This is a genomic window from Nocardia citri (assembly GCF_054065835.1).
Map to the genome: position 1 here is coordinate 35,946 of NZ_JBSUQM010000008.1, position 20,421 is coordinate 56,366.

Annotated in this window: 23 protein-coding genes and 1 tRNA gene; 17 read left to right on the top strand and 7 right to left on the bottom strand. The window is 64.2% G+C overall.

The features are described 5' to 3' along the window. Window positions 1–5: 5 nt before the first annotated feature. The 3 genes from ACW2Q0_RS14340 to ACW2Q0_RS14350 all read left to right on the top strand — a co-directional run bounded on the left by ACW2Q0_RS14340 (window position 6) and on the right by ACW2Q0_RS14350 (window position 3,989). Window positions 6–761, top strand: a complete 756-nt coding sequence (locus ACW2Q0_RS14340; protein WP_457190149.1) for an SDR family NAD(P)-dependent oxidoreductase — start codon at window positions 6–8, stop codon at window positions 759–761. After that, window positions 758–1,903: a galactonate dehydratase gene (gene dgoD, locus ACW2Q0_RS14345; RefSeq protein WP_457190151.1), complete on the top strand. Its 1,146-nt coding sequence runs from the start codon at window positions 758–760 to the stop codon at window positions 1,901–1,903. Before ACW2Q0_RS14340 ends, dgoD begins: the two co-directional genes overlap by 4 nt. Before the next feature lie 223 nt (window positions 1,904–2,126). After that, window positions 2,127–3,989: an amino acid transporter gene (locus tag ACW2Q0_RS14350; RefSeq protein WP_457190541.1), complete on the top strand. Its 1,863-nt coding sequence runs from the start codon at window positions 2,127–2,129 to the stop codon at window positions 3,987–3,989. Between the two features lie 28 nt (window positions 3,990–4,017). Here the strand turns inward: ACW2Q0_RS14350 and ACW2Q0_RS14355 are convergent, their stop codons facing one another. After that, window positions 4,018–4,113 (bottom strand): DUF2510 domain-containing protein, encoded by a 96-nt coding sequence (locus ACW2Q0_RS14355; protein WP_457190543.1) that lies wholly within the window; start codon window positions 4,111–4,113, stop codon window positions 4,018–4,020. Window positions 4,114–4,350: 237 nt separating this feature from the next. On the opposite strand from ACW2Q0_RS14355, the gene ACW2Q0_RS14360 reads away from it, so the two are divergent. The 5 genes from ACW2Q0_RS14360 to ACW2Q0_RS14380 all read left to right on the top strand — a co-directional run bounded on the left by ACW2Q0_RS14360 (window position 4,351) and on the right by ACW2Q0_RS14380 (window position 9,831). Then, window positions 4,351–5,145 carry a hypothetical protein gene (locus ACW2Q0_RS14360; protein WP_457190153.1) on the top strand — a complete coding sequence of 265 codons (795 nt, stop codon included), beginning with the start codon at window positions 4,351–4,353 and terminating at the stop codon, window positions 5,143–5,145. Between the two features lie 50 nt (window positions 5,146–5,195). Next, window positions 5,196–5,993 (top strand): N-acetylmuramoyl-L-alanine amidase, encoded by a 798-nt coding sequence (locus tag ACW2Q0_RS14365; RefSeq protein ID WP_457190155.1) that lies wholly within the window; start codon window positions 5,196–5,198, stop codon window positions 5,991–5,993. Between the two features lie 124 nt (window positions 5,994–6,117). After that, on the top strand, window positions 6,118–8,382 hold the full coding sequence (locus ACW2Q0_RS14370; protein ID WP_457190157.1) for an MMPL family transporter: 2,265 nt from the start codon (window positions 6,118–6,120) through the stop codon (window positions 8,380–8,382). Continuing rightward, the gene (locus ACW2Q0_RS14375) at window positions 8,379–9,080 is read left to right on the top strand and encodes a TetR/AcrR family transcriptional regulator (RefSeq protein WP_457190159.1); all 702 of its coding nucleotides are present in this window, start codon (window positions 8,379–8,381) and stop codon (window positions 9,078–9,080) included. Before ACW2Q0_RS14370 ends, ACW2Q0_RS14375 begins: the two co-directional genes overlap by 4 nt. 151 nt (window positions 9,081–9,231) lie before the next feature. Continuing rightward, window positions 9,232–9,831: a Uma2 family endonuclease gene (locus ACW2Q0_RS14380; protein WP_457190161.1), complete on the top strand. Its 600-nt coding sequence runs from the start codon at window positions 9,232–9,234 to the stop codon at window positions 9,829–9,831. Window positions 9,832–10,203: 372 nt separating this feature from the next. On the opposite strand, the gene ACW2Q0_RS14385 is transcribed toward ACW2Q0_RS14380, so the two are convergent. The 3 genes from ACW2Q0_RS14385 to ACW2Q0_RS14395 form a co-directional block, all read right to left on the bottom strand. Further along, window positions 10,204–10,848 (bottom strand): Uma2 family endonuclease, encoded by a 645-nt coding sequence (locus tag ACW2Q0_RS14385; RefSeq protein ID WP_457190163.1) that lies wholly within the window; start codon window positions 10,846–10,848, stop codon window positions 10,204–10,206. Between the two features lie 187 nt (window positions 10,849–11,035). After that, window positions 11,036–11,779 carry a glucose 1-dehydrogenase gene (locus tag ACW2Q0_RS14390; RefSeq protein ID WP_457190165.1) on the bottom strand — a complete coding sequence of 248 codons (744 nt, stop codon included), beginning with the start codon at window positions 11,777–11,779 and terminating at the stop codon, window positions 11,036–11,038. A gap of 150 nt (window positions 11,780–11,929) precedes the next feature. Then, window positions 11,930–12,487, bottom strand: coding sequence for a hypothetical protein (locus tag ACW2Q0_RS14395; RefSeq protein ID WP_457190545.1), 558 nt, complete (start codon window positions 12,485–12,487; stop codon window positions 11,930–11,932). An 86-nt stretch (window positions 12,488–12,573) separates the two neighbouring features. Between ACW2Q0_RS14395 and ACW2Q0_RS14400 the strand changes: the two genes are divergently transcribed. The 4 genes from ACW2Q0_RS14400 to ACW2Q0_RS14415 all read left to right on the top strand — a co-directional run bounded on the left by ACW2Q0_RS14400 (window position 12,574) and on the right by ACW2Q0_RS14415 (window position 14,309). Further along, window positions 12,574–12,930 (top strand): hypothetical protein, encoded by a 357-nt coding sequence (locus tag ACW2Q0_RS14400; RefSeq protein ID WP_457190167.1) that lies wholly within the window; start codon window positions 12,574–12,576, stop codon window positions 12,928–12,930. Window positions 12,931–13,094: 164 nt separating this feature from the next. Beyond that, window positions 13,095–13,592, top strand: a complete 498-nt coding sequence (locus tag ACW2Q0_RS14405; protein ID WP_457190169.1) for an alcohol dehydrogenase catalytic domain-containing protein — start codon at window positions 13,095–13,097, stop codon at window positions 13,590–13,592. Continuing rightward, complete coding sequence (locus ACW2Q0_RS14410) at window positions 13,550–14,092, top strand: zinc-binding dehydrogenase (protein WP_457190171.1); 543 nt, start codon at window positions 13,550–13,552, stop codon at window positions 14,090–14,092. The genes ACW2Q0_RS14405 and ACW2Q0_RS14410 overlap by 43 nt, the downstream gene beginning before the upstream one ends. 67 nt (window positions 14,093–14,159) lie before the next feature. After that, complete coding sequence (locus tag ACW2Q0_RS14415; RefSeq protein WP_457190173.1) at window positions 14,160–14,309, top strand: hypothetical protein; 150 nt, start codon at window positions 14,160–14,162, stop codon at window positions 14,307–14,309. Window positions 14,310–14,311: 2 nt separating this feature from the next. On the opposite strand, the gene ACW2Q0_RS14420 is transcribed toward ACW2Q0_RS14415, so the two are convergent. Continuing rightward, entirely contained in the window at window positions 14,312–14,743 is a 432-nt protein-coding gene (locus tag ACW2Q0_RS14420) for a nitroreductase family deazaflavin-dependent oxidoreductase (protein ID WP_457190175.1), read from the bottom strand. A gap of 146 nt (window positions 14,744–14,889) precedes the next feature. Here ACW2Q0_RS14420 and ACW2Q0_RS14425 point away from each other — a divergent pair. From ACW2Q0_RS14425 to ACW2Q0_RS14440, 4 genes are all read left to right on the top strand, one after another. Next, window positions 14,890–14,963, top strand: a tRNA-Ile gene (locus ACW2Q0_RS14425). A 97-nt stretch (window positions 14,964–15,060) separates the two neighbouring features. After that, window positions 15,061–15,993, top strand: a complete 933-nt coding sequence (locus ACW2Q0_RS14430) for a tyrosine-type recombinase/integrase (protein ID WP_457190177.1) — start codon at window positions 15,061–15,063, stop codon at window positions 15,991–15,993. A 74-nt stretch (window positions 15,994–16,067) separates the two neighbouring features. Then, window positions 16,068–16,700 carry an HD domain-containing protein gene (locus tag ACW2Q0_RS14435; RefSeq protein WP_457190179.1) on the top strand — a complete coding sequence of 211 codons (633 nt, stop codon included), beginning with the start codon at window positions 16,068–16,070 and terminating at the stop codon, window positions 16,698–16,700. 4 nt (window positions 16,701–16,704) lie between these two features. Then, window positions 16,705–17,361 (top strand): HAD family hydrolase, encoded by a 657-nt coding sequence (locus tag ACW2Q0_RS14440; RefSeq protein ID WP_457190181.1) that lies wholly within the window; start codon window positions 16,705–16,707, stop codon window positions 17,359–17,361. A gap of 84 nt (window positions 17,362–17,445) precedes the next feature. Here the strand turns inward: ACW2Q0_RS14440 and ACW2Q0_RS14445 are convergent, their stop codons facing one another. Both ACW2Q0_RS14445 and ACW2Q0_RS14450 read right to left on the bottom strand, forming a co-directional pair. Next, window positions 17,446–18,495: a hypothetical protein gene (locus tag ACW2Q0_RS14445; RefSeq protein WP_457190183.1), complete on the bottom strand. Its 1,050-nt coding sequence runs from the start codon at window positions 18,493–18,495 to the stop codon at window positions 17,446–17,448. 247 nt (window positions 18,496–18,742) lie between these two features. After that, window positions 18,743–20,011: a helix-turn-helix transcriptional regulator gene (locus ACW2Q0_RS14450; protein WP_457190185.1), complete on the bottom strand. Its 1,269-nt coding sequence runs from the start codon at window positions 20,009–20,011 to the stop codon at window positions 18,743–18,745. Between the two features lie 149 nt (window positions 20,012–20,160). Here ACW2Q0_RS14450 and ACW2Q0_RS14455 point away from each other — a divergent pair, with 149 nt between their 5' ends. Then, window positions 20,161–20,388: a helix-turn-helix domain-containing protein gene (locus ACW2Q0_RS14455; RefSeq protein ID WP_457190187.1), complete on the top strand. Its 228-nt coding sequence runs from the start codon at window positions 20,161–20,163 to the stop codon at window positions 20,386–20,388. Window positions 20,389–20,421: the final 33 nt, after the last annotated feature.

The window sequence follows — 20,421 nt, forward strand, 5'->3', positions numbered from 1 at the left end:
AGGGCATGACTCGTCTGGCAGACCGGGTCGCGGTCATCACCGGGGGCGCATCCGGCATCGGTGCGGCCACTGCCCATCGCCTCGCCGGCGAGGGTGCCGCGGTCGTCATCGCCGATATCGCCGCACCGGAGGGACGCGAGGTCGCTGCGAAGATCCGCGCGGCCGGTCATCGAGCCGAATTCGTCCACTGCGACGTAACTTCGGAGGAGTCCTGGAATGCGCTGCGCAACCGCGTCAACGACGTGTTCGGACCGCTGGACTTCCTGTGCAGCAACGCATCCCGGCAGGCCACCATCCCGGCGCACGAATTGTCCAGGCAGGCATGGGATGACGGTCTCGCGGTCAACCTGACCCCGCTGTTCCTCGGCCTGCATACCTTCGTCGACGATCTGCGCAGTCGCAGCGGCAATGTGGTCGCGGTATCCAGTGTGCACGCCCAATTCGGACTACCCGGATATCCGGTCTACGCCGCCGCCAAGGGCGGGTTGACCGCATTGGTCCGGCAGCTGGCCGTGGAATACGGGCGCTCTCACGTGCGGGTCAACGCCGTCCTGCCCGGCCCGATTCTCACCCCGGTATGGGATGACGTGGACGAGGCGGGTCGGCGGCTATCCGCCCAGGCCACCGCCCTGGACCGGATGGGCGCGCCCGAGGAGGTGGCGGCCGCGGTCGCCTTCCTCGCCTCTGACGACGCATCCTTCATCACCGGTGCCAACCTGGTCGTCGACGGCGGCTGGAGCGTGCGAAAGGAGTCCCGGTGAAGATCACCGCGCTCACCACCTACCTGGTCGCACCCCGCTGGTGCTTGCTGAAAGTCGAGACCGACGAGGGCATTACCGGCTGGGGTGAGCCGGTGCTGGAGGGCCGTGCGCACACCGTGGCCGCCGCGGTCGACGAACTGGCCGACTACCTCGTCGGCAAGGACCCGATGAGCATCGAAGCACACTGGCAGGTGCTCACCAAGGGGGGCTTCTATCGGGGCGGGCCGATCCTGTCGAGTGCGGTCGCGGGCATCGATCAGGCGCTGTGGGATATCACCGGAAAGGCGCTGGGTGTGCCGGTTTGGCAGTTGCTCGGCGGTGCGGTGCGCGATCGGATCCGGGTATACAGCTGGATCGGTGGTGATCGCCCCGATGACGTGGCGCGCGCCGCGGTGGAGCGAAAGGAGCAGGGCTTCACCGCGGTCAAGATGAACGGCTCCGCCGAGTTGGAGCTGATCGATACGCCGCGCGCGACCCGCGGCATTGTCGATCGAGTCGCGGCCGTACGTGCGGCGACCGGCGATGATTTCGATATCGCCGTGGATTTCCATGGCCGCCTGTCGATGCCGATGGCGCGGCGGGTGCTGCCGCTGCTCGAACCGTATCTGCCGTTCTTCGTCGAGGAACCGCTCGTCCCCGAGTGCAGTAGCCAGATCGGCGAGATCACCCGCACGACAAGCATCCCGATCGCTACCGGCGAACGGCTCTATTCGCGTTGGGATTTCGGCGCCGTCCTCGATCAGGGCATCGCGGTAGTCCAACCCGATCTTTCGCACGCGGGTGGCATCTCCGAGGTCCGCCGCATCGCCGCCCTCGCCGAGGCCCGCGATATCGCCCTCGCCCCGCACTGCCCGCTCGGACCCATCGCTCTCGCCGCCAGCCTCCAGGTGGGTTTCGCCACCCCCAACCTGCTCATCCAGGAGCAGAGCCTGGGTATCCACTACAACACCGGCTCGGATTTGCTCGACTACCTGGCCGACCCGACGGTCTTCGCCTACCGCGACGGCTACGTCGACCTGCTCCGAGCCCCTGGCCTCGGTATCGAGATCGATGAAGCGGCAGTCGCGCGCGCCGCCGAACAGGGCCATCGCTGGCGAAATCCGGTGTGGCACCGCAAGGATGGTTCCTTCGCCGAGTGGTGAGGTCTGCCAACTCGGCCGAGTGATCGGATCGACAGGATGGCGGGCCTCGTCAGCTGTTTGACGTCTCCCGTAGATTCGCCCGGGTCGGAGATAATCCGGCAGCACCGGACGAACCTCGCAAGGGAATATTGTGACCACAACCGACGAGCGCACGCGCTCACCCTTCTCGGCCTGGCTACTTCAGGGCGCGACCGATGAGCGCTACTCGCAGCACGCCGGCCCCATGCGCAAGCCGGGCGATGCCGAACACGAGCGGTCCTGGTGGCAGGTGATGTGCCTGACCGGTGTCGACTACTTCTCCACCCTCGGCTATCAGCCGGGTATCGCGGCGATCGCGGCCGGGGTGCTGTCGCCGCTGGCGACGCTGGTGCTCGTCGCGCTGACGCTGCTCGGTGCGCTACCGGTATATCGACGGGTGGCGCGGGAGAGCCCGCACGGCGGCGGCTCGCTGGCCATGTTCGGCGAGCACCTGCCGCGTTGGACCGGCAAGATCTTCATTCTGGTGCTGCTCGGTTTCGCGGCCACCGATTTCGTTATCACCATGACGTTGTCGGCCGCCGACGGTGCCGCGCATATCGTCGAAAACTCCTATGTGCCTGCGGCTTTGCACAATCACAATCTGCTCGTCACGCTGGCCCTGCTGGCATTGCTCGCGGCGATCTTCCTGAAGGGTTTCGCCGAGGCGATCAAGATCGCGGTGGCGCTGGTCGGTGCGTACCTATCGCTGAATGTCGTCGTCGCCATTGTCGGTTTGTATCACGTGATCACCGCCGGTGATCTGGTCGTCGACTGGGCGCATGCGCTGACCGCCGAGCACGGCAATATCGCCGCGATGATCGGCGTCTCGCTGCTGGTGTTCCCGAAGCTGGCGCTCGGGTTGTCCGGTTTCGAGACCGGTGTCGCCGTCATGCCGCAAATCAAGGGTGCGCCAGGAGATTCCGAGGAGCTCCCGGTCGCCCGCATTGCGGGGGCGCGCAAGCTGCTGACCACGTCCGCCCTGATCATGAGCGCCTTTCTCGTCGTGACCAGTTTCATTACGGTCGTGCTGATTCCGGAACGGGAGTTCGAAGCGGGTGGTTCCGCGAACGGTCGAGCACTCGCCTGGCTGGCGCACGAATATCTCGGCGATGTGTTCGGCACCGTGTATGACGTAAGCACCATCGCGATCCTCTGGTTCGCGGGTGCATCGGCCATGGCCGGGTTGTTGAATCTGGTGCCGCGCTATCTACCGCGATACGGCATGGCGCCGGAGTGGGCGCGTTCGGTGCGGCCACTGGTGTTGGTATTCGCGGTCATCGCCTTCGGTATCACGTGGTACTTCGACGCCGATGTCGACGCGCAGGGCGGTGCGTATGCGACCGGCGTGCTCGTGCTCATCACCTCCGCCGCCGTTGCCGTGACCCTGTCGGCCGCGCGGAAGGGCGAGCGCACCAAGGTAATCGGCTTCGGTCTGATATCGGCGGTCTTCGTCTACACGACCATCACCAATATCTTCGAACGCCCCGAAGGCGTGCAACTGGCTTCGCTGTTCATCGTGGCGATCATCGTCGTATCGTTCGCCTCCCGTGCACGCCGCTCCTTCGAATTGCGCGCCATCGAGGTGACTTTCGACGAAACCGCCGCCGGCATGATCGACCAGGCCGCGGCCGAAGGCATGATCCGCATCGTCACCCACGACATCGACCAGCGCAGACCTGAGGAATACCGGGAGAAGGAAGCCGATCAGCGCCTGGAGAGCCACATTCCGGCGGACGCACCGATCCTGTTCCTCGAGGTCATCGTCCGCGATGCCTCCGATTTCAGCACCGACCTACGTGTCACCGGCCTCGAACTCGAGGGCTACCGCATCCTCAGCGTCGAAGCCACCGCCATCCCCAACTCCATTGCCGCCATCCTGCTCGCCGTCCGCGACCGCACCGGCCTGGAACCGCACGTATATTTCGAATGGAGCGAAGGCAATCCGCTGGTCAACCTACTGAAGTTCCTCTTCGTCGGCGAGGGCGAGGTAGCCCCCGTAACCCGCGAAATCATCCGCCGCGCCGTCCCGAACCCTGCGGATCGCCCGCACGTCCACGTCGACAGCTAGCCCCAACGAACCCAGCTCGCCCAACCCCTTACTGCCGCGGCTGCGTGTAATTCGTCCACTGATACCCATCGAACCACCGCACCAACCCCGGATTCGCATGGTCGGGATACCACCACGGCGCCATCCCCGACGCCCGCGACCCCGAACCCGACCGCACAATCAACACGATAACCGTCGGCACCGCGCGCCTGGCGCGAGCTCGATTCGGTGATCGCGGCCGTGATGTTCGGCCTTGCGCTGGGCTTATTGCTCACCGGCTAAACTGGCTCAACCTGCAACGAGGGGGATCGCGATCAGCACGTGATCGGGTTCGGCCGTAGCAGGGTCGGGGTCGACGCCCGGCGGGAGAGGTGGGCAGGCAGTGAGTTATCCGGACGGCCACGGGGAGCAGCCGCGACAGGATCCGACGCCGTGGGGGCAGCCGGTGGACTATCCGGCGCACCGGGGCTGGGGTCCGACCGGCTATCCGATGGTGTATCCCAGCGCGGCGCCGTCGGGTCCGCCGCCGAAATCGAAGTCCGGCATAATCGCCGCCGCGGTGCTCGGACTGGTTGCGGTGCTCGCCGTGGTCGGCGTCGGTCTGGTCGTCCTCACCGGAGGCGATAAGGACCCGTCGCAGGCATCGGAGGCCACCGTCACCGTCGTCCCGGCAACGAGCACCGCGGGAACAACCACGACAGCGCCGCGTCCGGGCCAGCCGTCTTCGGGCAAGCTCAGCTACAACGACTTCGCCGGTGACTGGAATTTCACATTCGACAGCGTGGAACTGCATGCCGACTGGGTCGAGGGCCGTGACCACGCCAACTGCCGCGATTTCGAGGTCGACGGCAAGCTCACCGGCCTGGGCTGCCAGTACGCCGCCGAAATGGAGTACCGGGCCGAGGGCGGCGGGCTGAAGATCACCCAATTTGTCATCGCCATGTCGAGCGAGGGCGAGGCCACCGCCGCGCTCGGCAAGTTCACCGATGCGGACCTGCACCTGCGACCGGGGACCTACATCGACAATTTCGTCACCGGCAAATGGCGCGACGGGACCGAGAAGGAGTTCGTGGTGGTGACGGTGGCCACCGCCAATGCGGCCGTAGCCGCGGACACGGCCAAGAAATATCTGCAGTACCTGCACGCGGACACGCTCGGCGCGCTGGCGTTCCGATAGCGACCGCCGACGCGATGAACCGCACGCGAGCCTATGGCAGTGTCGGTGACATGCGATTGCGAAGCTGGAAGACGACCGCCGCGATCTGCGCGTGGGGCTTACTGCTCGGGGGATGCGCGCATGACGCACCCGGTTCAGCGGCGCCCAGCACGGCGCCGCGGCTCGTCGAGGAACCGACAACGAACCCGCCGCGCCTCATCGCCGATGACCGCGTGGTCGTCATCGACCCCGGACACAATGGTGGCAATGCCGGGCAGCCCGGTGCGATCAACCGTCAGGTGCCGGACGGCCGCGGCAAAACCAAGGCGTGCAATACGACCGGCACCTCGGCCACCGACGGCTACACCGAGCACGAATTCACCTGGGACGTGGCCACCCGGGTCCGGGATACCTTGGCTGCCCGTGGCATTCATGTCGTGCTGACTCGCGACGACGATGCGGGCGTCGGGCCGTGCGTCGATGAACGCGCCGCCCTCGGAAACCGCAGTGGCGCAGCGGCTGTCGTCTCGATCCATGCCGACGGCGCCGCCGCGGGTGCGCACGGCTTCCATGTCGCGTACTCGTCGCCGCCACTGAATCCGGCACAGGAGGAGCCGTCGCGGCGACTGGCAACGACAGTGCGCGACACCATGATCGGATCCGGCTTCGTCCCGTCGACCTATGTCGGTTCCGATGGGATGAACCCGCGCGCCGATCTGGCGGGTCTCAATCTCTCCGAACGTCCGGTCGCGCTTGTGGAATGCGGAAATATGCGTGATCCGGGTGACGCCGCGCTCATCGAATCGCCCGACGGGCGAGCGAGGTACGCGACCGCCATTGCCGATGGGATCGTCGCGTTCCTGGGGTGACGATTCGGTCGTCCGGATGTGTGATCGGGGTCACTGATTGTTAGCGGTGCGTCCCTATCGCCGATGAGTTAACGGCGTTACGCTAACGCTGTTACCCGAGAGCGGTCGAATAGGGGAGTCGCTCATGCTCATGCGGATCGCACATCTGGCCACCAGGCATCCCCGGACGATCCTGCTCGCCGCGGCACTGTTGGCCGTGCTCTGCGGCGCATTCGGTGCCTCGGTGACCGCACATACCAAAACCGGTGGCTTCATTCCCGGCGATGCCGAATCGTCGCAGGTCGCCACGTTGATCGCGGATAACTTCGGGGGCGCGGAACCCAATCTCATCCTGCTGGTTCGCGATGATGCCGGCGCGGACAGTCCGGCGGCCAAGGCCGCCGCCGCGAAGCTGGTCGACACCTTGCGTTCGCGCGGCGACGTGATCGGCGTTCAGTCCTATTGGAACGCTCCGCAGCCACTATCGGCCGCATTGCGCAGCAAGGACGGTAGGAGCGCGCTCGTGGTCGGCTACATCACCGGCGAGGAGACGGTGGCCCAACGGACTGCCGGTGCGATCGCCGAAGAGGTCACCGGAACCGTCGACGGCGTCACCATCTATCAGGGCGGGCTGAGCTCCATCTACCATGACGTGAACGGGCAGATCACCCACGACCTCGCGATCGCCGAGGGAGTGGCCATCCCGCTGTCGTTCATTGTGCTGATCCTGGTGTTCGGCAGCCTGGTCGCGGCCTTCCTGCCGCTGGCCGTCGGCATCTTCGCGATCTTGACCACCCTCGCGATCTTGCGCACCCTCACCGTCTTCACCGATGTGTCGATCTATTCGCTGAATTTGACCACGGCACTCGGTCTCGCACTCGCGATCGACTACAGCCTGTTCATTGTCAGCCGCTACCGCGAGGAACTCGGCAATGGACTCGATATCGAGGCGGCCGTCGTGCGCGCGGTGCAGACCGCGGGACGTACCGTGCTGTATTCCGCGCTGACCGTCGCGCTGTCGGTGGCCGCGCTCGGCGTCTTCGATCTGTACTTCCTGAAATCCTTTGCCTACGCGGGCGTCGCGGTGGTCGCGGCGGCCGCCGCCGCATCGATCCTGATCCTGCCCGCGGTGCTGATGCTGCTCGGACACCGGGTGAATGCGGCGGATCTGCGAAAGCCCGTGGGGCGTTTGCTCGGTCGCGACTCGGGTGCGCAGCGCGTGCCGGAGCAGACCTTCTGGTACCGCACGGTGCAGTGGGTGATGCGCCATGCCGCACCGGTCGCCATCGCGATCATCGTGCTCATGCTGGCGATCGGGTCCCCGTTCCTCGGGGTGAAATTCGGCTATCCGGACGATCGCGTGCTCAATGCGGGCACATCCGCCACCAGTCGTACGGTCGGTGACGCGCTGCGCGCGGACTTCCCATCCAATGCCGCGACCAATGTCACGATTGTGCTCGACGGCTATCACGGAAACCCGGCCACCATAGGCGATTACGCCGCCGCGCTGTCGAAGGTGGATGGCGTGTCCGGAGTACTCTCGGGTGCCGGTCTCTACGCCGGCGGCCTGAAGGTGTCCGCCGGATCACCGCAGATGACGAACGACACCGGTGCCTTCCTCACGGTCGCGACGACGGTCGATCCCTTCACCACCGAAGGGAAAACGCAACTGGACCGGCTACGCCATATCGCGAGCCCGGGACCGGCGCTCTTCGGTGGTAGCGCCGCGATCGACCGTGACTCCCTCGACGCACTGGGTGCGCGACTGCCCCTGGCCGCCGCCCTGATCGCACTCGCTGCCTTCGTAGTGCTGTTCCTGTTCACCGGAAGTGTATTGTTGCCGCTGAAAGCCCTTGCCCTCAATACACTTTCGCTGACCGCCGCCTTCGGTGCGATGGTCTGGATCTTCCAGGGCGGCCACCTGTCCAGCATCTTCGGCAATGACGCGACCGGATACCTGGTCCCGACTATGCCGATCCTGATGTTCTGCCTCGCCTTCGGAATGTCCATGGACTACGAGGTATTCCTGCTCTCGCGCATCCGTGAGGAGTGGCTCGCCTCGGGACGCACCGCCGCGGACAACACGCGCGCGGTGGCGCTGGGTGTCGCGCGCACCGGGCGAATCTTCACCGCGGCCGCGCTATTGATGGCCATCGTGATGGCCGCCATGGTCACCTCGAAGGTATCGTTCATCCAGATGACCGGCCTGGGGCTGACTTTGACGGTGCTCGCGGATGCAACCCTGATCCGCGGTCTCCTCGCCCCTGCGCTCATGCGGATGCTCGGCACCGCGAACTGGTGGGCGCCCGCGCCACTCGCCCGGCTGCACGCCAAGATCGGGCTGCGTGAAGACGAAACCGCATCAGGCACAACCGAATCCGATAAACACCTACTAGCCGGGCGCACGTGAATTCTACTCGAAGGCAGCGTTCGGTACGTGGCTCCGGTTCGGAGCTGCGTGCCGAAATCATCGATGCCACACAGCAACTGCTGGCACGGACCGGTCATGTCGATGCGGTATCTATCCGGGAAATCGCCAAGATAGTGGGTGTCAGCTCGCCGTCGATCTACCGCCATTTCGCGGATAAGGATCAGCTGATCGAATCGGTGGTGGCCCAGGTGTTCGAGGCTCTGGACGCGGAAATGCTGGCCGCCTCCGATCCTAACGACTCGCCGATGGAGCGTTTGCGGCAACAGGGCCTGGCATATGTCCGTTTCGCCAGGGAGCATCCCGAGCAGTACCGCCTGGCCATGACGCCCGGTGAGACGGCGGGCGCTGTCGATCAGGTGCTGACCAGCAGTGCCTTTGCCCACCTCGCGGCGACCGTCACCGAGTGCATGGACCTCGGCGTGGTCAGGCCGGGCGACCCGGTGCCGGTCGTTTTGGAGCTGTGGACGAGCGCGCACGGCATCGCCTCGCTGCTGATCGCGAAACCCTATCTGCCGTGGGGTGATGTGGAGGCGTTCGCCGATCGGGTGATGCGTTCGATCTGTATCGGCCGGGTGGTCATCGATAATGTGCTCGGCGAGGATGTGTCCCCCGACGCGGTCGTCCAATGGGCGGAGGAGAACCGTCGGGTGTCCGTATCGCCGCGATCAGAGGCCTGACCTGGGGTGGCGTAGATAGTCTCTGCCGGCAGAGTGGACGTGCACAGCGACAACAGCGACCGTCCAGTGCACGCGACTTGGCGCTATAGGTAAATCCCGCGCTGGTGCGACCTGGTGGTCCGGTCCGGTTCGGACTGCAATGATGTCCGGTATGAGCGCTCCCGACGAGCAACGGTTACTGCGGGTGACGGCCGAGGAGTTCGCCGAAGGGGCGACTGCTGGGCTCGGTGACATCGAAATCGTAGACGGGCGCGTGGTCCGACTAATGGCCCAGAGCCCGGTGCACAGCCGTGTGGTCCGGCGGTTGGCCGGGATGCTGGAAGCAGCCCGGCGCGAGGGCGGTCCGTGCATGGTGGTGGATTCCGACATAGCCGCACGATTCGCTGATGCGGAATCCACAGTGGCGGATCGGCGGTTGAACATCCGCTATCCAGACATCTGGATCCGGGACTGCGAACCTTACGACGTCAACACCGTGCGTGAGCACATTCTGCTGGTGGTAGAGGTCACCTCCGAATCAACCATCGATGTCGATATCACCGACAAGCGAATTCAATACGCAGCCGCGGGTATCCCTCGCTATCTGATCGTCCGGCTGGATCAGAAGGAAGAACGCATCGAGGAGATCGAGGAATACCGCCTCGACTGGTCCGGTCGCCGCTACCGAGCGCATACGGTCCACCGCCGTGTGCTGCTGCTCGACGACCCGGTTGAGGCGACCATCCCATTCGACGTACTGGAGCAGCCATAGCGACGAGCCGCGAGTGTGCCCTCCGAGCGCCGGAGATCCGCGAAACCCCTTGCATAACCGCGATACCGTCCATGTACTCCTCAAGTGATCGACGGTAGCTCCCAGAGCTGTTTCGGCACAAGGTGTTTGAGCTGAAGTTCGGTCGCCGATCGCATCCGACATGCTGATGGCGGCGGGCCGAATCCACCCCGATTCGGCACGGCGACACCGACTCTGGGGGAACGTTGGTGACATCGAAGGGGAGCCGAGGCGCCGAACTCGGCATCGACCGGCATCCGGCTCGCGGCTGGTAAGTCCGCCCCAGCGGTAGCGATCAGCTGGACTTACCCGGCGAGCCGAAGCTGGCGCGCACGGCCGCTATGCGACGTCGGATCAGTATTCGAGGTCTGTCCAACTGAGTGCGATGGGGAATGGGTATGGGAGTGCGATCTCGGAGTGGACTTTCGGAGACCACTCACCAACCTGGGCGTATTGCCGTGGCCGCAGTGGTGTGACGCCCTCGGGAAGGTCGCTGGGAGTTGCCAGCACGTAGGTCAGGATCGTATCGATTCGTCGGCCTTCGCGGTCCAGCAGGACCTCCCAGTATTCACTGATACCGGCTTCGGCATAGCGTGCCTGCTTCGCGCGCATCTGACCGATGTGGTTGGACGGCGACAGGACTTCGCCGACGATCAGCACGGTCTCGGCGAAGATTGGTTTCCAAGGCTCTTCCGGGCAGCGGTAGACCATGAAATCGGGGGTGAGGAAGTCGTCCTTGGTGTGGCTGAGAAAGACATTGGTTTCAGTGTCCACCTGCCAGCATTCACTCGACCGTGCCCGCATGCTGTCGCGTGCGCATACCTCGAGGGCGTTGCGCATCCGAGTGGCGAATCGCAGGTGCTCCGGCGGTCCTGTCCTGACCCAGACCGGTCTGCCCCTGACCAGCTCGATTCGCTCTGCCTGTCCGGCGGGCAGCGCGTTGAGCTCGTCCCATGTCATACGTTCGGGCAGCGGGGAATCGGTCACTGGATTGGACAACTCGATGGCCTCCCTCGGTGCGCACCGCACTGGTGGCGACAAGACTACCGGCTGCCTCTCCGGCTCAGTTGGTGGTGCGGCTCCGGCAGATTTGGGACGGTTGTGACTCGAATCCGGCACGCACTGATGCCTGATTCGCGATATGTCCTGCGGATCCGAACTCCGCTCGCACGCCCAGAGGTAGCGATCAGGACAACGTCTTGTGTGGAACTCCCACGGTCAGACCGCCATCGATGACGAATTCCGCTCCCGTCGAATACGACGATTCGTCGCTGGCCAGGTAGGTTACCAGCGCCGATACCTCGGACGGGTCGGCGGCGCGTCCCAGCGGGATCTGCAGGAAATCCTCCGGAATGCCCTCGGTCATCGGCGTGCGGATCAGCCCGGGGTGAATCGAATTCACTCGGATTCCGTACTGTGCCAACTCGAGTGCGGTCGATTTGGTGAGTCCGCGGACCGCGAATTTGGTGGCGGTGTACCCGTGCAGGCCGGGACTGCCGCGCATGCCCTCGACCGAGGAAATATTGATGACCGAACCGCCGCCCGCCTCGATCATCGCGGGCGTAGCGGCCTGCATGCCGAGGAAGGTGCCGGTCAGATTGATATCGATGATCTTGTGCCACTCGGACAATTCGAAGTCGACCAGCAGATTGCCATTGACGATTCCGGCATTGTTCACCAGGACGTGCAACGCGCCGAAGCGCTGCACGGCCTCGGCGACCGCATCCTGCCACTGCCGCTTTTCGCGCACGTCGAGATGGACGTAGGCGGCATTGTCGCCGATGTCCTTGATCAGTGCGGCGCCCTCCTCGTCGAGGATGTCGCCGAGTACTACCCGGGCGTCCTCGGCCGCCAGCGCCCGCGCATGTGCGGCGCCCATACCTCGCGCCGCGCCGCTGATCAGTGCCACCTTGCCGGTCAACCGCCCCATCGCGGTCTCCTCTCGATCGTCGGATTTACTGAAACGCGTTACAGAGGACTGTCAACCCACTCTCGTTTCTGTATCAGCCCGTAGAACTCGGCGCTACGTGCGATCTATGAGTGTGGCATTGCGCCGCAATGGGTGAAGCTCACCTGAGAATCAGGAAGGTATGTCGGCGAGTCCGGCCTCGATGGCCGCTACTCGCTCGGCTCCGATGCCCCACGGGTGCTCGACGCCCACCTTGCTGTCGAGATCCCACAGCACGCAGGTCTCACCGGGCTTCGCCACCATCGACCACGCGACCACCGTGCGGCCGAGCTGTTCGCCCATGGATCCGTGCGAACTACCTTTCGTCGCAACGCCTTCCGGAAAGTGATGGAGGAACCGGCCGTATGCCGCGGTGCAGAACGCGGCATACATTTCGGTGCACAGAATGAATCCGTGCCAAGCCTCGTCCACCGCATGGGAGGGCATGCCGATGACCTGGCCGTCGCGCATGGCCGCACCGCAGCAGCGCAACCATTGCCGCAGCCCGGATTCCACCAGTTCCCGCGGCTCGGGGATGGCACTCGCCGGGGTCGGCGGGGCGGATAAACGCTGCCACGGGCTGGTTTTGAAAACCGCATCGGGAAATTCGAGTGCGGCCACCACCCGGTCGACATTACGCAGGTCGATTCGGCGCTGGGTCCGGTTTCCGCGACGTATGAGGGACACGATTCACTGTACGGCGAATGGGCGACTGTTCGGCGAGCCGTTGCTTTTCATGGGTTCAGCGCGGGGGAGTGCGCCTATATCATTTCGAAATGGCGGTTTTCTTCGTTGTCCTGCTGGTGATCCTCGTGATCGGCGGTGGTATCACGGCATTGGTCGTGTATTTGATCGCGCGGGCGACCAGCAGGCCGTTGCCGCCCGGACAGGTGGGGTATGGGAGTTCCAGTGACTCGCCGTGGGCTTACGGCGCCACCGGGTTCGACTCGGGTGTGGGTTTCGACCCGGGCAGTGGTGGCGGTCATGGGCACGGCAATGGTCACGGACACGGACACGGACATCATGGCCACGACGGTGGTAGCGGTAGCAGTTGTAGTGGCGGTAGCAGTTGTGGCGGTGGCGGTAGCAGTTGTGGCGGTGGCGGCAGCAGTTGCGGCGGTGGCGGTTCCTGATCCAACTGGCTTCGCTGGATCTCGGGTCCCGCGAGGGTATTCGTCGGATTCGTTCCGAGTTCCGCGCTCAGCGTAATCCGCATGCTGGACTTGACCTCAACTCTGCTTCAGGTTTCAGGGTGGTCCATGTCGGATCGAGTCAGGAAATGATGGAGGTTGTCATCATGCGCGCTGTGCAGGCTACGGAATTCGGTGGGCCCGAGGTTCTTTCGGTGTGTGAGGTGCCGGAGCCCGTTGCCGGGCCGCGGCAGGTGGTCGTCGATGTCGCGGCCGCCGATGTGATGTTTCTGGATGTGCAGCTCCGAAGTGGTTGGGGCAGAGAGTTTTTCCGGGTCGAACCGCCGTATGTGCCGGGTGGCGCGGTCGCCGGAGTGGTTACTTCGGTCGGTCCGCAGGTCGACCCGAGCTGGGTCGGCAAGCGCGTTGTCACCGATACCGCCGCGAGCGGTATCGGGGGTGGCCGGCCGATCGGTGGCTACGCGGAGCAGGCACTTGCCAAGGAGCGAACCCTCGTCGCCGTGCCCGAGGGGCTGAGTCTGCCGGCTGCGGTGGCACTCGCCCACGACGGCAAACCGCGCTCGCCATCTTCGATCGAGCCGCGATCCGGCCCGGTGCGTGGGTGCTCATTACCGCGGCGGGTGGGGGACTGGGCACCCTGCTGATTCAGCTCGCCCGTGCGGCCGGAGCGAATGTGGTTGCCGCCGCCCGCGGCAGCACCAAATTAGAGCTCGCGACACGACTCGGCGCGAATGTGGTCATCGACTACTCCGAGTCCGACTGGTCGGCCAAGGCGCGTGCCGCGACAGGTGGGCCCGGTGCCGAGGTCGTATTGGACGGCGCGGGTGGCGCATTGGGGGCGGGCGCGATCGAAGTCGCAGCCGATGGCGGGCGCTTCATCGGATATGGCGCTGCCGCAGGACAATTCGCCGATTTCGATCGAGAAGCGGTGGCGGAGAGGGGAGTGAGCGTACTCGGGCTTTTCGATCTGACCGGAAAGGATGACATCGATTGGCTCGCCCTGACCGAACGTTCGCTGGCCGATGCGGCGGCCGGACGACTGGAAGTCGTCATCGGCCAATCCTTCCCACTCGAACAGGCCGATCGCGCGCATGTGGCAATCGAATCGCGAACCGCGGTGGGACGCACACTTCTTACGGTCTGAACGGCCATCTGTGACACCTTGCCGTACGTACCTGCGGGTACCTTCATGGGGCGCTAGGGTGCCCCGCGTGGAAACACTGATCGTCGTTGTCGTCGTCCTCGTAGTGCTCGGTCTCGTCGCGCTCATCGTGCACTGGGCCAGTCGCCCGCCCCGGAGCGAGTCCCTTGGGGGCCGTGGCGATATCGAGGACGACTACGAAGCGTGGGAAGCCGACTGAGTTCAGCCGACCGGAGTCAGCACCACCACCGCGATCGGCCGCTTGGTCAGCTTCTGGTACGCGCTGTAGCGCCCCTGATTGACCTTGTCGACGATCGCCCAGCGCCGCGCGTAATCCGGATCGTCGGGCAGCGTTGCCCGGGCGATCACCGATAGCTTGCGCCGCCCGACCTGAATCTCGCACTCCGGCTTGGCCTTGACATTCGCCAACCACCCCGGTGGACGCGGCGACCCACCATTCGACGCGGTCACCAAGTAATCCGCCCCGTCCCGCCCATACGTCAGCGCGGACGTCCGCGCCTGCCCCGTCTTGCGCCCCACCGTCCGCAACAACAACGTCGGATTCCCGAACAACAACCGATGCCCGACCACCCCGCCGCTGTTCTCGTAAACCCACTGATGCGCCTTCAGCACATTCGCAAACACACTCGCCACAGCCCACCCTCCAGTCTGTTTCCGGTTTGCACCCCACCCTAGCCGCGCTCTCCTCCCGCCCTTCGCCACCACGCCACCCCATCCGAGTGGTGCCCACCCCACCCCACCCGGTACCATCCCCAACGCTGTCGGTATCCACCATGCAAGGGGCGGTAGCTCAGTCGGTTAGAGCCGTGGACTCATAATCCATTGGTCGCGGGTTCGAGCCCCGCCCGCCCCACAAACCCCCATCTACCAGCGAAAACGCTGAACGCAACAGCCGAGTTGATCCAGAACAACGCTCCGACAGCAATGTACTTTGCCGGTAAAATCCAGTCATGGGGATGGATCTGGATGACATAAGGGAGCTTGCGGAGGACTTTGCGACGGAGCTGCGTCGCAAGAACCGGAGTAAGCAGACCATCGACGGCTACCTCACGCGGATCAGGTACTTCGCCAGCTTCCTCCAGCAGCGTGAGCTGCCGACCACGGCGCCGGAGATCACCCGCGCCCACATCGGCGGCTACATCGAGGACCTGCTCACGCGGCCCAATCAGCGCACCGGTGAACCGCTGTCGCCCGAGTACGCACGCGGCCAGTACCGATCGCTGCAACAGTTCTTCAAGTACCTCGCAGCGGAAGAGATCATCGATGCGAATCCGTTCGACAAGATGAGCCCGCCGGCGGTCCCCGATCAGCAAGTGCCAGTACCGAGCATGGACGCGGTGAAAGCTCTTCTCGCCGAGTGCGACGGTGCCGACTTCGCCGACCGACGCGACAATGCCATCATCCGGCTGTTCGCCGACACCGGGATGCGGTGCGGCGAACTCGCACCGCTCGAGGTGGACTCGCTGGACTTCAACGAGAACACCGTGCTTGTGATCGGCAAGGGCAACCGGCCGCGGACGTGCCCGTTCGGAGACAAGACCCGGACGGCGCTACGGAGATACCTACGAGTCCGGGCGAAGCATACGAGTGCGAAGAACGACAACCCTGCGCTGTGGCTTGGGTACAAGGGCCAGATGACGGATTCCGGAATCCGGCAGATGCTCGAACGTCGGTGCGACGCCGCGGGAATCGAGCGCCTGCATCCGCACCAGCTCCGCCACTTCTTCGCGCACACATGGCTCGACAGCGGTGGCCAGGAGCAAGACCTGATGATGCTCGCCGGATGGCGGTCGCGGCAGATGCTCGCACGGTATGGCGCAGCCGTCGCGGACAGCCGGGCGAAGTCTGCACACCGACGGGCACGGCTCGGCGACAAGCTGTGAGATTCCCGTACGGCGGAGTGTGCGAGTTGGGTTTGACGCCTGGCCGTCGCCATCGAAGCGGCTACGGTGACGGTATGGCTGGAGAGCTTGTGGAATGGGCTGAACGGACCGCGCGAGAGCTGCTGAGCGACCTCCCCACTCGGCTCGCGCATGTCGCGGGCGTCGCACGTCACGCCGAGCTTGTTGCAGACTTGGTCGATGATGGCGACTTGCTTATCGCTGCGGCTTGGCTACACGATGTCGGTTATTCGCCGCAGTTGGCGCACATAGGGTTTCATCCTGTTGATGGTGCGGAGTTTCTTCGGAACCAGGGGGCGCCGCCCCGGCTGTGCGCGCTCGTCGCAAATCACTCATGTGCACGAGTCGAGGCGCGGAACCGCGAGATTCCCTTGCCGTGGCCGGACGAGTGCAGTCCGCTTCGCGATGCCCTTTGGTGGGCTGACATGACCACCACGCCGACTGGCGATACCACCGATATTCCAAGCCGCCTCGCCGAAGTGCGCAAGCGCTACGGACCAGACCACGTCGTCTCGCGGTCCGTAATCGAGGCTGCGCCGGAACTGCTGGCCGCAGGCACACGGACCATGGACGCTGCTCATCGCGCCGGTAAATGGTCACCCGGCCCGTACGAGGACGGGGGCGGACAGGACCATACGTCGGGCATGGTGAGATCCTGGGAGTTCGAACTTGATGGAAGGAACGGGTAGAGACGTGATCCGTGCTGTGGTCTTCGATGTGGGCGAAACGCTGGTCGACGAGACCCGGGAATATGGCACTTGGGCTGACTGGTTGGGTGTGCCGCGGCACACGTTCGCCGCAGTTTTCGGTGCCGTCATTTCGTCCGGTCTCGACTACCGCGAGACCTTCCAGGTCTTTCGGCCTGGGTTCGATCTCGACCTCGAGCGGCAGGCCCGGGCTGATGCTGGCCAGCCCGAGTGGTTCGGAGAAGACGACTTGTACCCCGACGTGCGGCCTGCATTGTCGAAGCTCCGTGAGATGGGCGTGTGGGTTGGAGTCGTCGGTAATCAGACAGTCCGCGCCGGAGGTCTGCTGCGCGGGCTGGATCTGCCGACCGATTTCATTGCCACGTCAGATGATTGGGGAATCCAGAAGCCGGACCCTGAGTTCTTCCACAAGGTAATCGAGGCGGCGGGCTGTGCTGCGGCTGAAATTGTCTATGTGGGGGATCGGATTGACAACGACGTAGCACCAGCAAAGCGAGTCGGGATGCGGACTGCATACATACAGCGCGGTCCGTGGGGTTGGATCCATCGCGAAAAAGAAGAGGTCACGGAACTCTCCGATTGGAGAATCCGTGACCTCAACGAGCTGCCGGGAATCGTCGGCGTTGAGAACGCGGCGACCTAGCTGTGGTGTCTCATGAGATTGATTGCGCCGAGTGCTAGTTCGGAGTCGTCGATTGATGAAGGTCCCCAGAGCGCTGATGTTGAGTCAGGGCAAGCTGTACATCTGTGCCCAAGCTCGGATCGTCGGTTCCAGGTAAGCGGGCACGCTCGCGTCCTTGTGCGGAGTGCCGGCCGCCGCGGGATCCCGGGACAGCGCCTCAAAGAGGGCAACTGCACATTCGGTCATGATCAGTGCGCTGAAGAGACCATCACCGATCATGCCGTACAGATGATTCTCACGCGCGTAGTCGACCGCCCACTGGAGCCCGTGCACGAAGCTTGAGCCGTACGAGTAGAACGCGTCTGCAGCCGGCGTGATAGGGCCCGACGCCAGTTCGCCTGTGTCATGCGCCGGCTGGTGTCCATCGATCCAGGTCGCGGCGCGCGACACGGTCTTGGTGAACCCCTTGAAATTCGTGGGCCTGTAGGTGGCCGTGAGATGGGTCAGGAACGCGTCAACCTTCTGGCGATGGTCCGTCAACTCCGTGAGCCGTTCGGGGGGCGGTGGAGTCGCGGCCGCACGAAGTACAGCGTCTTCATGGCCGAGAAACTTCTTCTGCTCACCGAGTTCGTGAGCCAACAGGGTGAGGCACCGGCTGATGCGCTCTTGGCTGGAACTGTCGCTCAGCAGCCAGATTGTTCGCGCGGATCCTTCCATTGCCGATCGGCACAACTGCATGGTCGCGCTTGCGAACAGTTGACGATTCTTCCGCTCCTTCGCCAAAACACCGACTGCGGCGAGGCTCTCGGTCGCAGTTGCTACCGGGAACAGCGCAGCTTCAGTAACCGGATTATTGCTGAGGACCGCGTCCGGATATGTAGCCTGGAAGGCGCCGTCAGCGGCGGCGAGCGGGCTGCCGGGTATCGGACCATGTAGGTTTACGCCCCACGGGCGCAGGGTCTGACCGCGTTCTACCCGCTGGTCAATCCGAGCTAAGGCGCCGTTGGTAATACCGTTGAGCACCATCTCTTGCAGAGCAAGCAGAGTCTGGTCCGCACTGGTCTCGTCCGAATTCGTATGCATTCGCTCATGGGTAGCAGACATCACCGCCTTGCGCACACGAGTTTTCGGCTGCGGCTCGGCCGGAATGGACATACTGCAAGCCCGGTATATCGGGGTACCCGTCGTTGCTGTGCCAGTCCCGATCCTCGCCCACCGACTTGAAAGCCCACGCTGGCATCGATTCCCCTCCTTTAGCTGAATATGTGTAGCCGAGACAACATCGACCACGGCGGCCAGCGTACGCAAGCGCGCCGACAACAACCTGGACCTGCGCAGCCGGACCATCGGGTCCGAAAGCGCTGGCGCATTCAGGCTCATGAGGCCATATCTAGTACTACAACTAGCTGACCAGTGAGTTCACCGTCGTGTGCCAGTCGTACAGACGTTCGTCCAGCGCGCGGACCGCGGGCAACGAGTCCCACTGACGAAGTGACTGCCGCACCGCCTTGATTCGATCAAGCGCGGTGGCGTACCAATTTCGGGCAAGGAGGTCGAGTGCTTCCTCGAGAAGACCACACGCGGCCTCTGGGTTCTTCTCCAGGACACACGCCGCAGCGGCATCTGCGAGGTAGATCGGTTTCTGTTTGACCTCTTCCGGAGGCAGATCGCCGATGACGCTTGCCAGCGTCTCGCGCGCTTCACGGCCTCTCCCAGCAGTGAGTAGCGTGTTGCCCTTGAAGCCAGCCAGTCGGGTCGGCGAAAACCAGTCCATCCACGATGGAGACGGATCGGTGTCAGGGCTGTAGCTTTTGTATGCCTCTTCGGCGTGGTGAATCAGCGTGAGCGCGCGTCGCGTATCTCCGAACCGGGTTTCAACCTCGGCCTCGACAGCGTCAAGCCATGCCGTGAATTCGGCGTTTGCGCCGCCGCGCCGCGCGAAGGCTCGGGCAGCGCGTAGTCGTTCACGCGCTTCCTCCGCGCGTGCCGGTTCGCCGGAGAAGGCGGGAGCGAAGGCCATGTGTGCGAGCGCTGCCGCGCCGAGAACAGAGTCGGACGCCTCGTGCGCGGCCTGGAGAGCAAGAACGAGGCTTGTGTGCGCTGACTCTGGCTGCTGAAGGTCAAAGAACTCCAACCTGCCAGCGAGCAGGTTTGATTCTGAAACCGCGCGGGCGAGGACCTCTTTCGCAGCGCCAGGCACCTGTGGCAGGAGATCGATTCCGAGCTGCGCGTGCTCGGCAACAAGCCTATGAAGTCGCGCTGTGGGGATGGACCAATACATGTGGCGATGCGAGACAGTTACGGCTGCGAAATCCGTTGCAACAGAAGGCGGAAGCTGATGCGACGCCGCATTGTGTAGCCGTTGACTGGCTGAGACTCGGGGCTCAGGCAGCCCACTGCGATCGGTTGCTTGGCGTTCATCTGCCCATGGAGGGGTGAATCCAAGCTCGGTGATCGGACGTCGAAACAGTGCCTCAAGCGCCGACACGTGATCGTGGTGCGGCCATGGCGGTTCCGCCGATTCCCATCTGCGCACGGTCCGGGGAGCGACCTCAGCACGCAGCCCGATCTCGCGGGCCGTGTCGGTCAGCGCCTTCGCCAGATCGGCTTGAGACCTGATGCCGAGGGCCTGCCTGGCGGCGCGAAGTGCTGCGTTACCTGCGGTTGACATGAGGACAGTCTAGTGCCTTCGAGCGGCCGTTGCAGCAAAAGAGTCCATGATTTGTCCCATCAATGGCCCATATTTTGGCCTTTAATAGGACTTTGTATCGAGAGAGCCTGTCTTGGAAGAACTTTCCGGATTTCCCAGGAGGACTCTCGATGACGATCAATCTCCCTTCTATCCAGGTCCCCGAGGACCTCATCACTGTCAGGACCGCGGCGTCCCTTGTCGACGTCGACGCCAAAACCATCAAGAACTGGATCAAGGCCGGTGACCTCCAGGGATGGCTGGTCAACGGTCGCCGGTGGCGTGTTCGTCGCGCGGCGGTGCTTGCTCTCGTTCAACCGGTTGATGCGCCTCCTTCTGTCGCTGGCGGTGCGGCTTGAGTACTCCGGTCGAGAGGACATTGCAGGCGCGGA

Bases quoted from the DNA above. Each gene is read 5' to 3' on its own strand.
- ACW2Q0_RS14340 (WP_457190149.1), top strand. From the start codon at position 6: ATGACTCGTCTGGCAGACCGGGTCGCGGTCATCACCGGGGGCGCATCC.
- ACW2Q0_RS14350 (WP_457190541.1), top strand. From the start codon at position 2,127: ATGCGCAAGCCGGGCGATGCCGAACACGAGCGGTCCTGGTGGCAGGTG.
- ACW2Q0_RS14355 (WP_457190543.1), bottom strand. From the start codon at position 4,113: ATGGCGCCGTGGTGGTATCCCGACCATGCGAATCCGGGGTTGGTGCGG.
- ACW2Q0_RS14365 (WP_457190155.1), top strand. From the start codon at position 5,196: ATGCGATTGCGAAGCTGGAAGACGACCGCCGCGATCTGCGCGTGGGGC.
- ACW2Q0_RS14370 (WP_457190157.1), top strand. From the start codon at position 6,118: ATGCTCATGCGGATCGCACATCTGGCCACCAGGCATCCCCGGACGATC.
- ACW2Q0_RS14380 (WP_457190161.1), top strand. From the start codon at position 9,232: ATGAGCGCTCCCGACGAGCAACGGTTACTGCGGGTGACGGCCGAGGAG.
- ACW2Q0_RS14390 (WP_457190165.1), bottom strand. From the start codon at position 11,779: ATGGGGCGGTTGACCGGCAAGGTGGCACTGATCAGCGGCGCGGCGCGA.
- ACW2Q0_RS14400 (WP_457190167.1), top strand. From the start codon at position 12,574: ATGGCGGTTTTCTTCGTTGTCCTGCTGGTGATCCTCGTGATCGGCGGT.
- ACW2Q0_RS14405 (WP_457190169.1), top strand. From the start codon at position 13,095: ATGCGCGCTGTGCAGGCTACGGAATTCGGTGGGCCCGAGGTTCTTTCG.
- ACW2Q0_RS14430 (WP_457190177.1), top strand. From the start codon at position 15,061: ATGGGGATGGATCTGGATGACATAAGGGAGCTTGCGGAGGACTTTGCG.
- ACW2Q0_RS14435 (WP_457190179.1), top strand. From the start codon at position 16,068: ATGGCTGGAGAGCTTGTGGAATGGGCTGAACGGACCGCGCGAGAGCTG.
- ACW2Q0_RS14445 (WP_457190183.1), bottom strand. From the start codon at position 18,495: ATGTCCATTCCGGCCGAGCCGCAGCCGAAAACTCGTGTGCGCAAGGCG.
- ACW2Q0_RS14450 (WP_457190185.1), bottom strand. From the start codon at position 20,011: ATGTCAACCGCAGGTAACGCAGCACTTCGCGCCGCCAGGCAGGCCCTC.
- ACW2Q0_RS14455 (WP_457190187.1), top strand. From the start codon at position 20,161: ATGACGATCAATCTCCCTTCTATCCAGGTCCCCGAGGACCTCATCACT.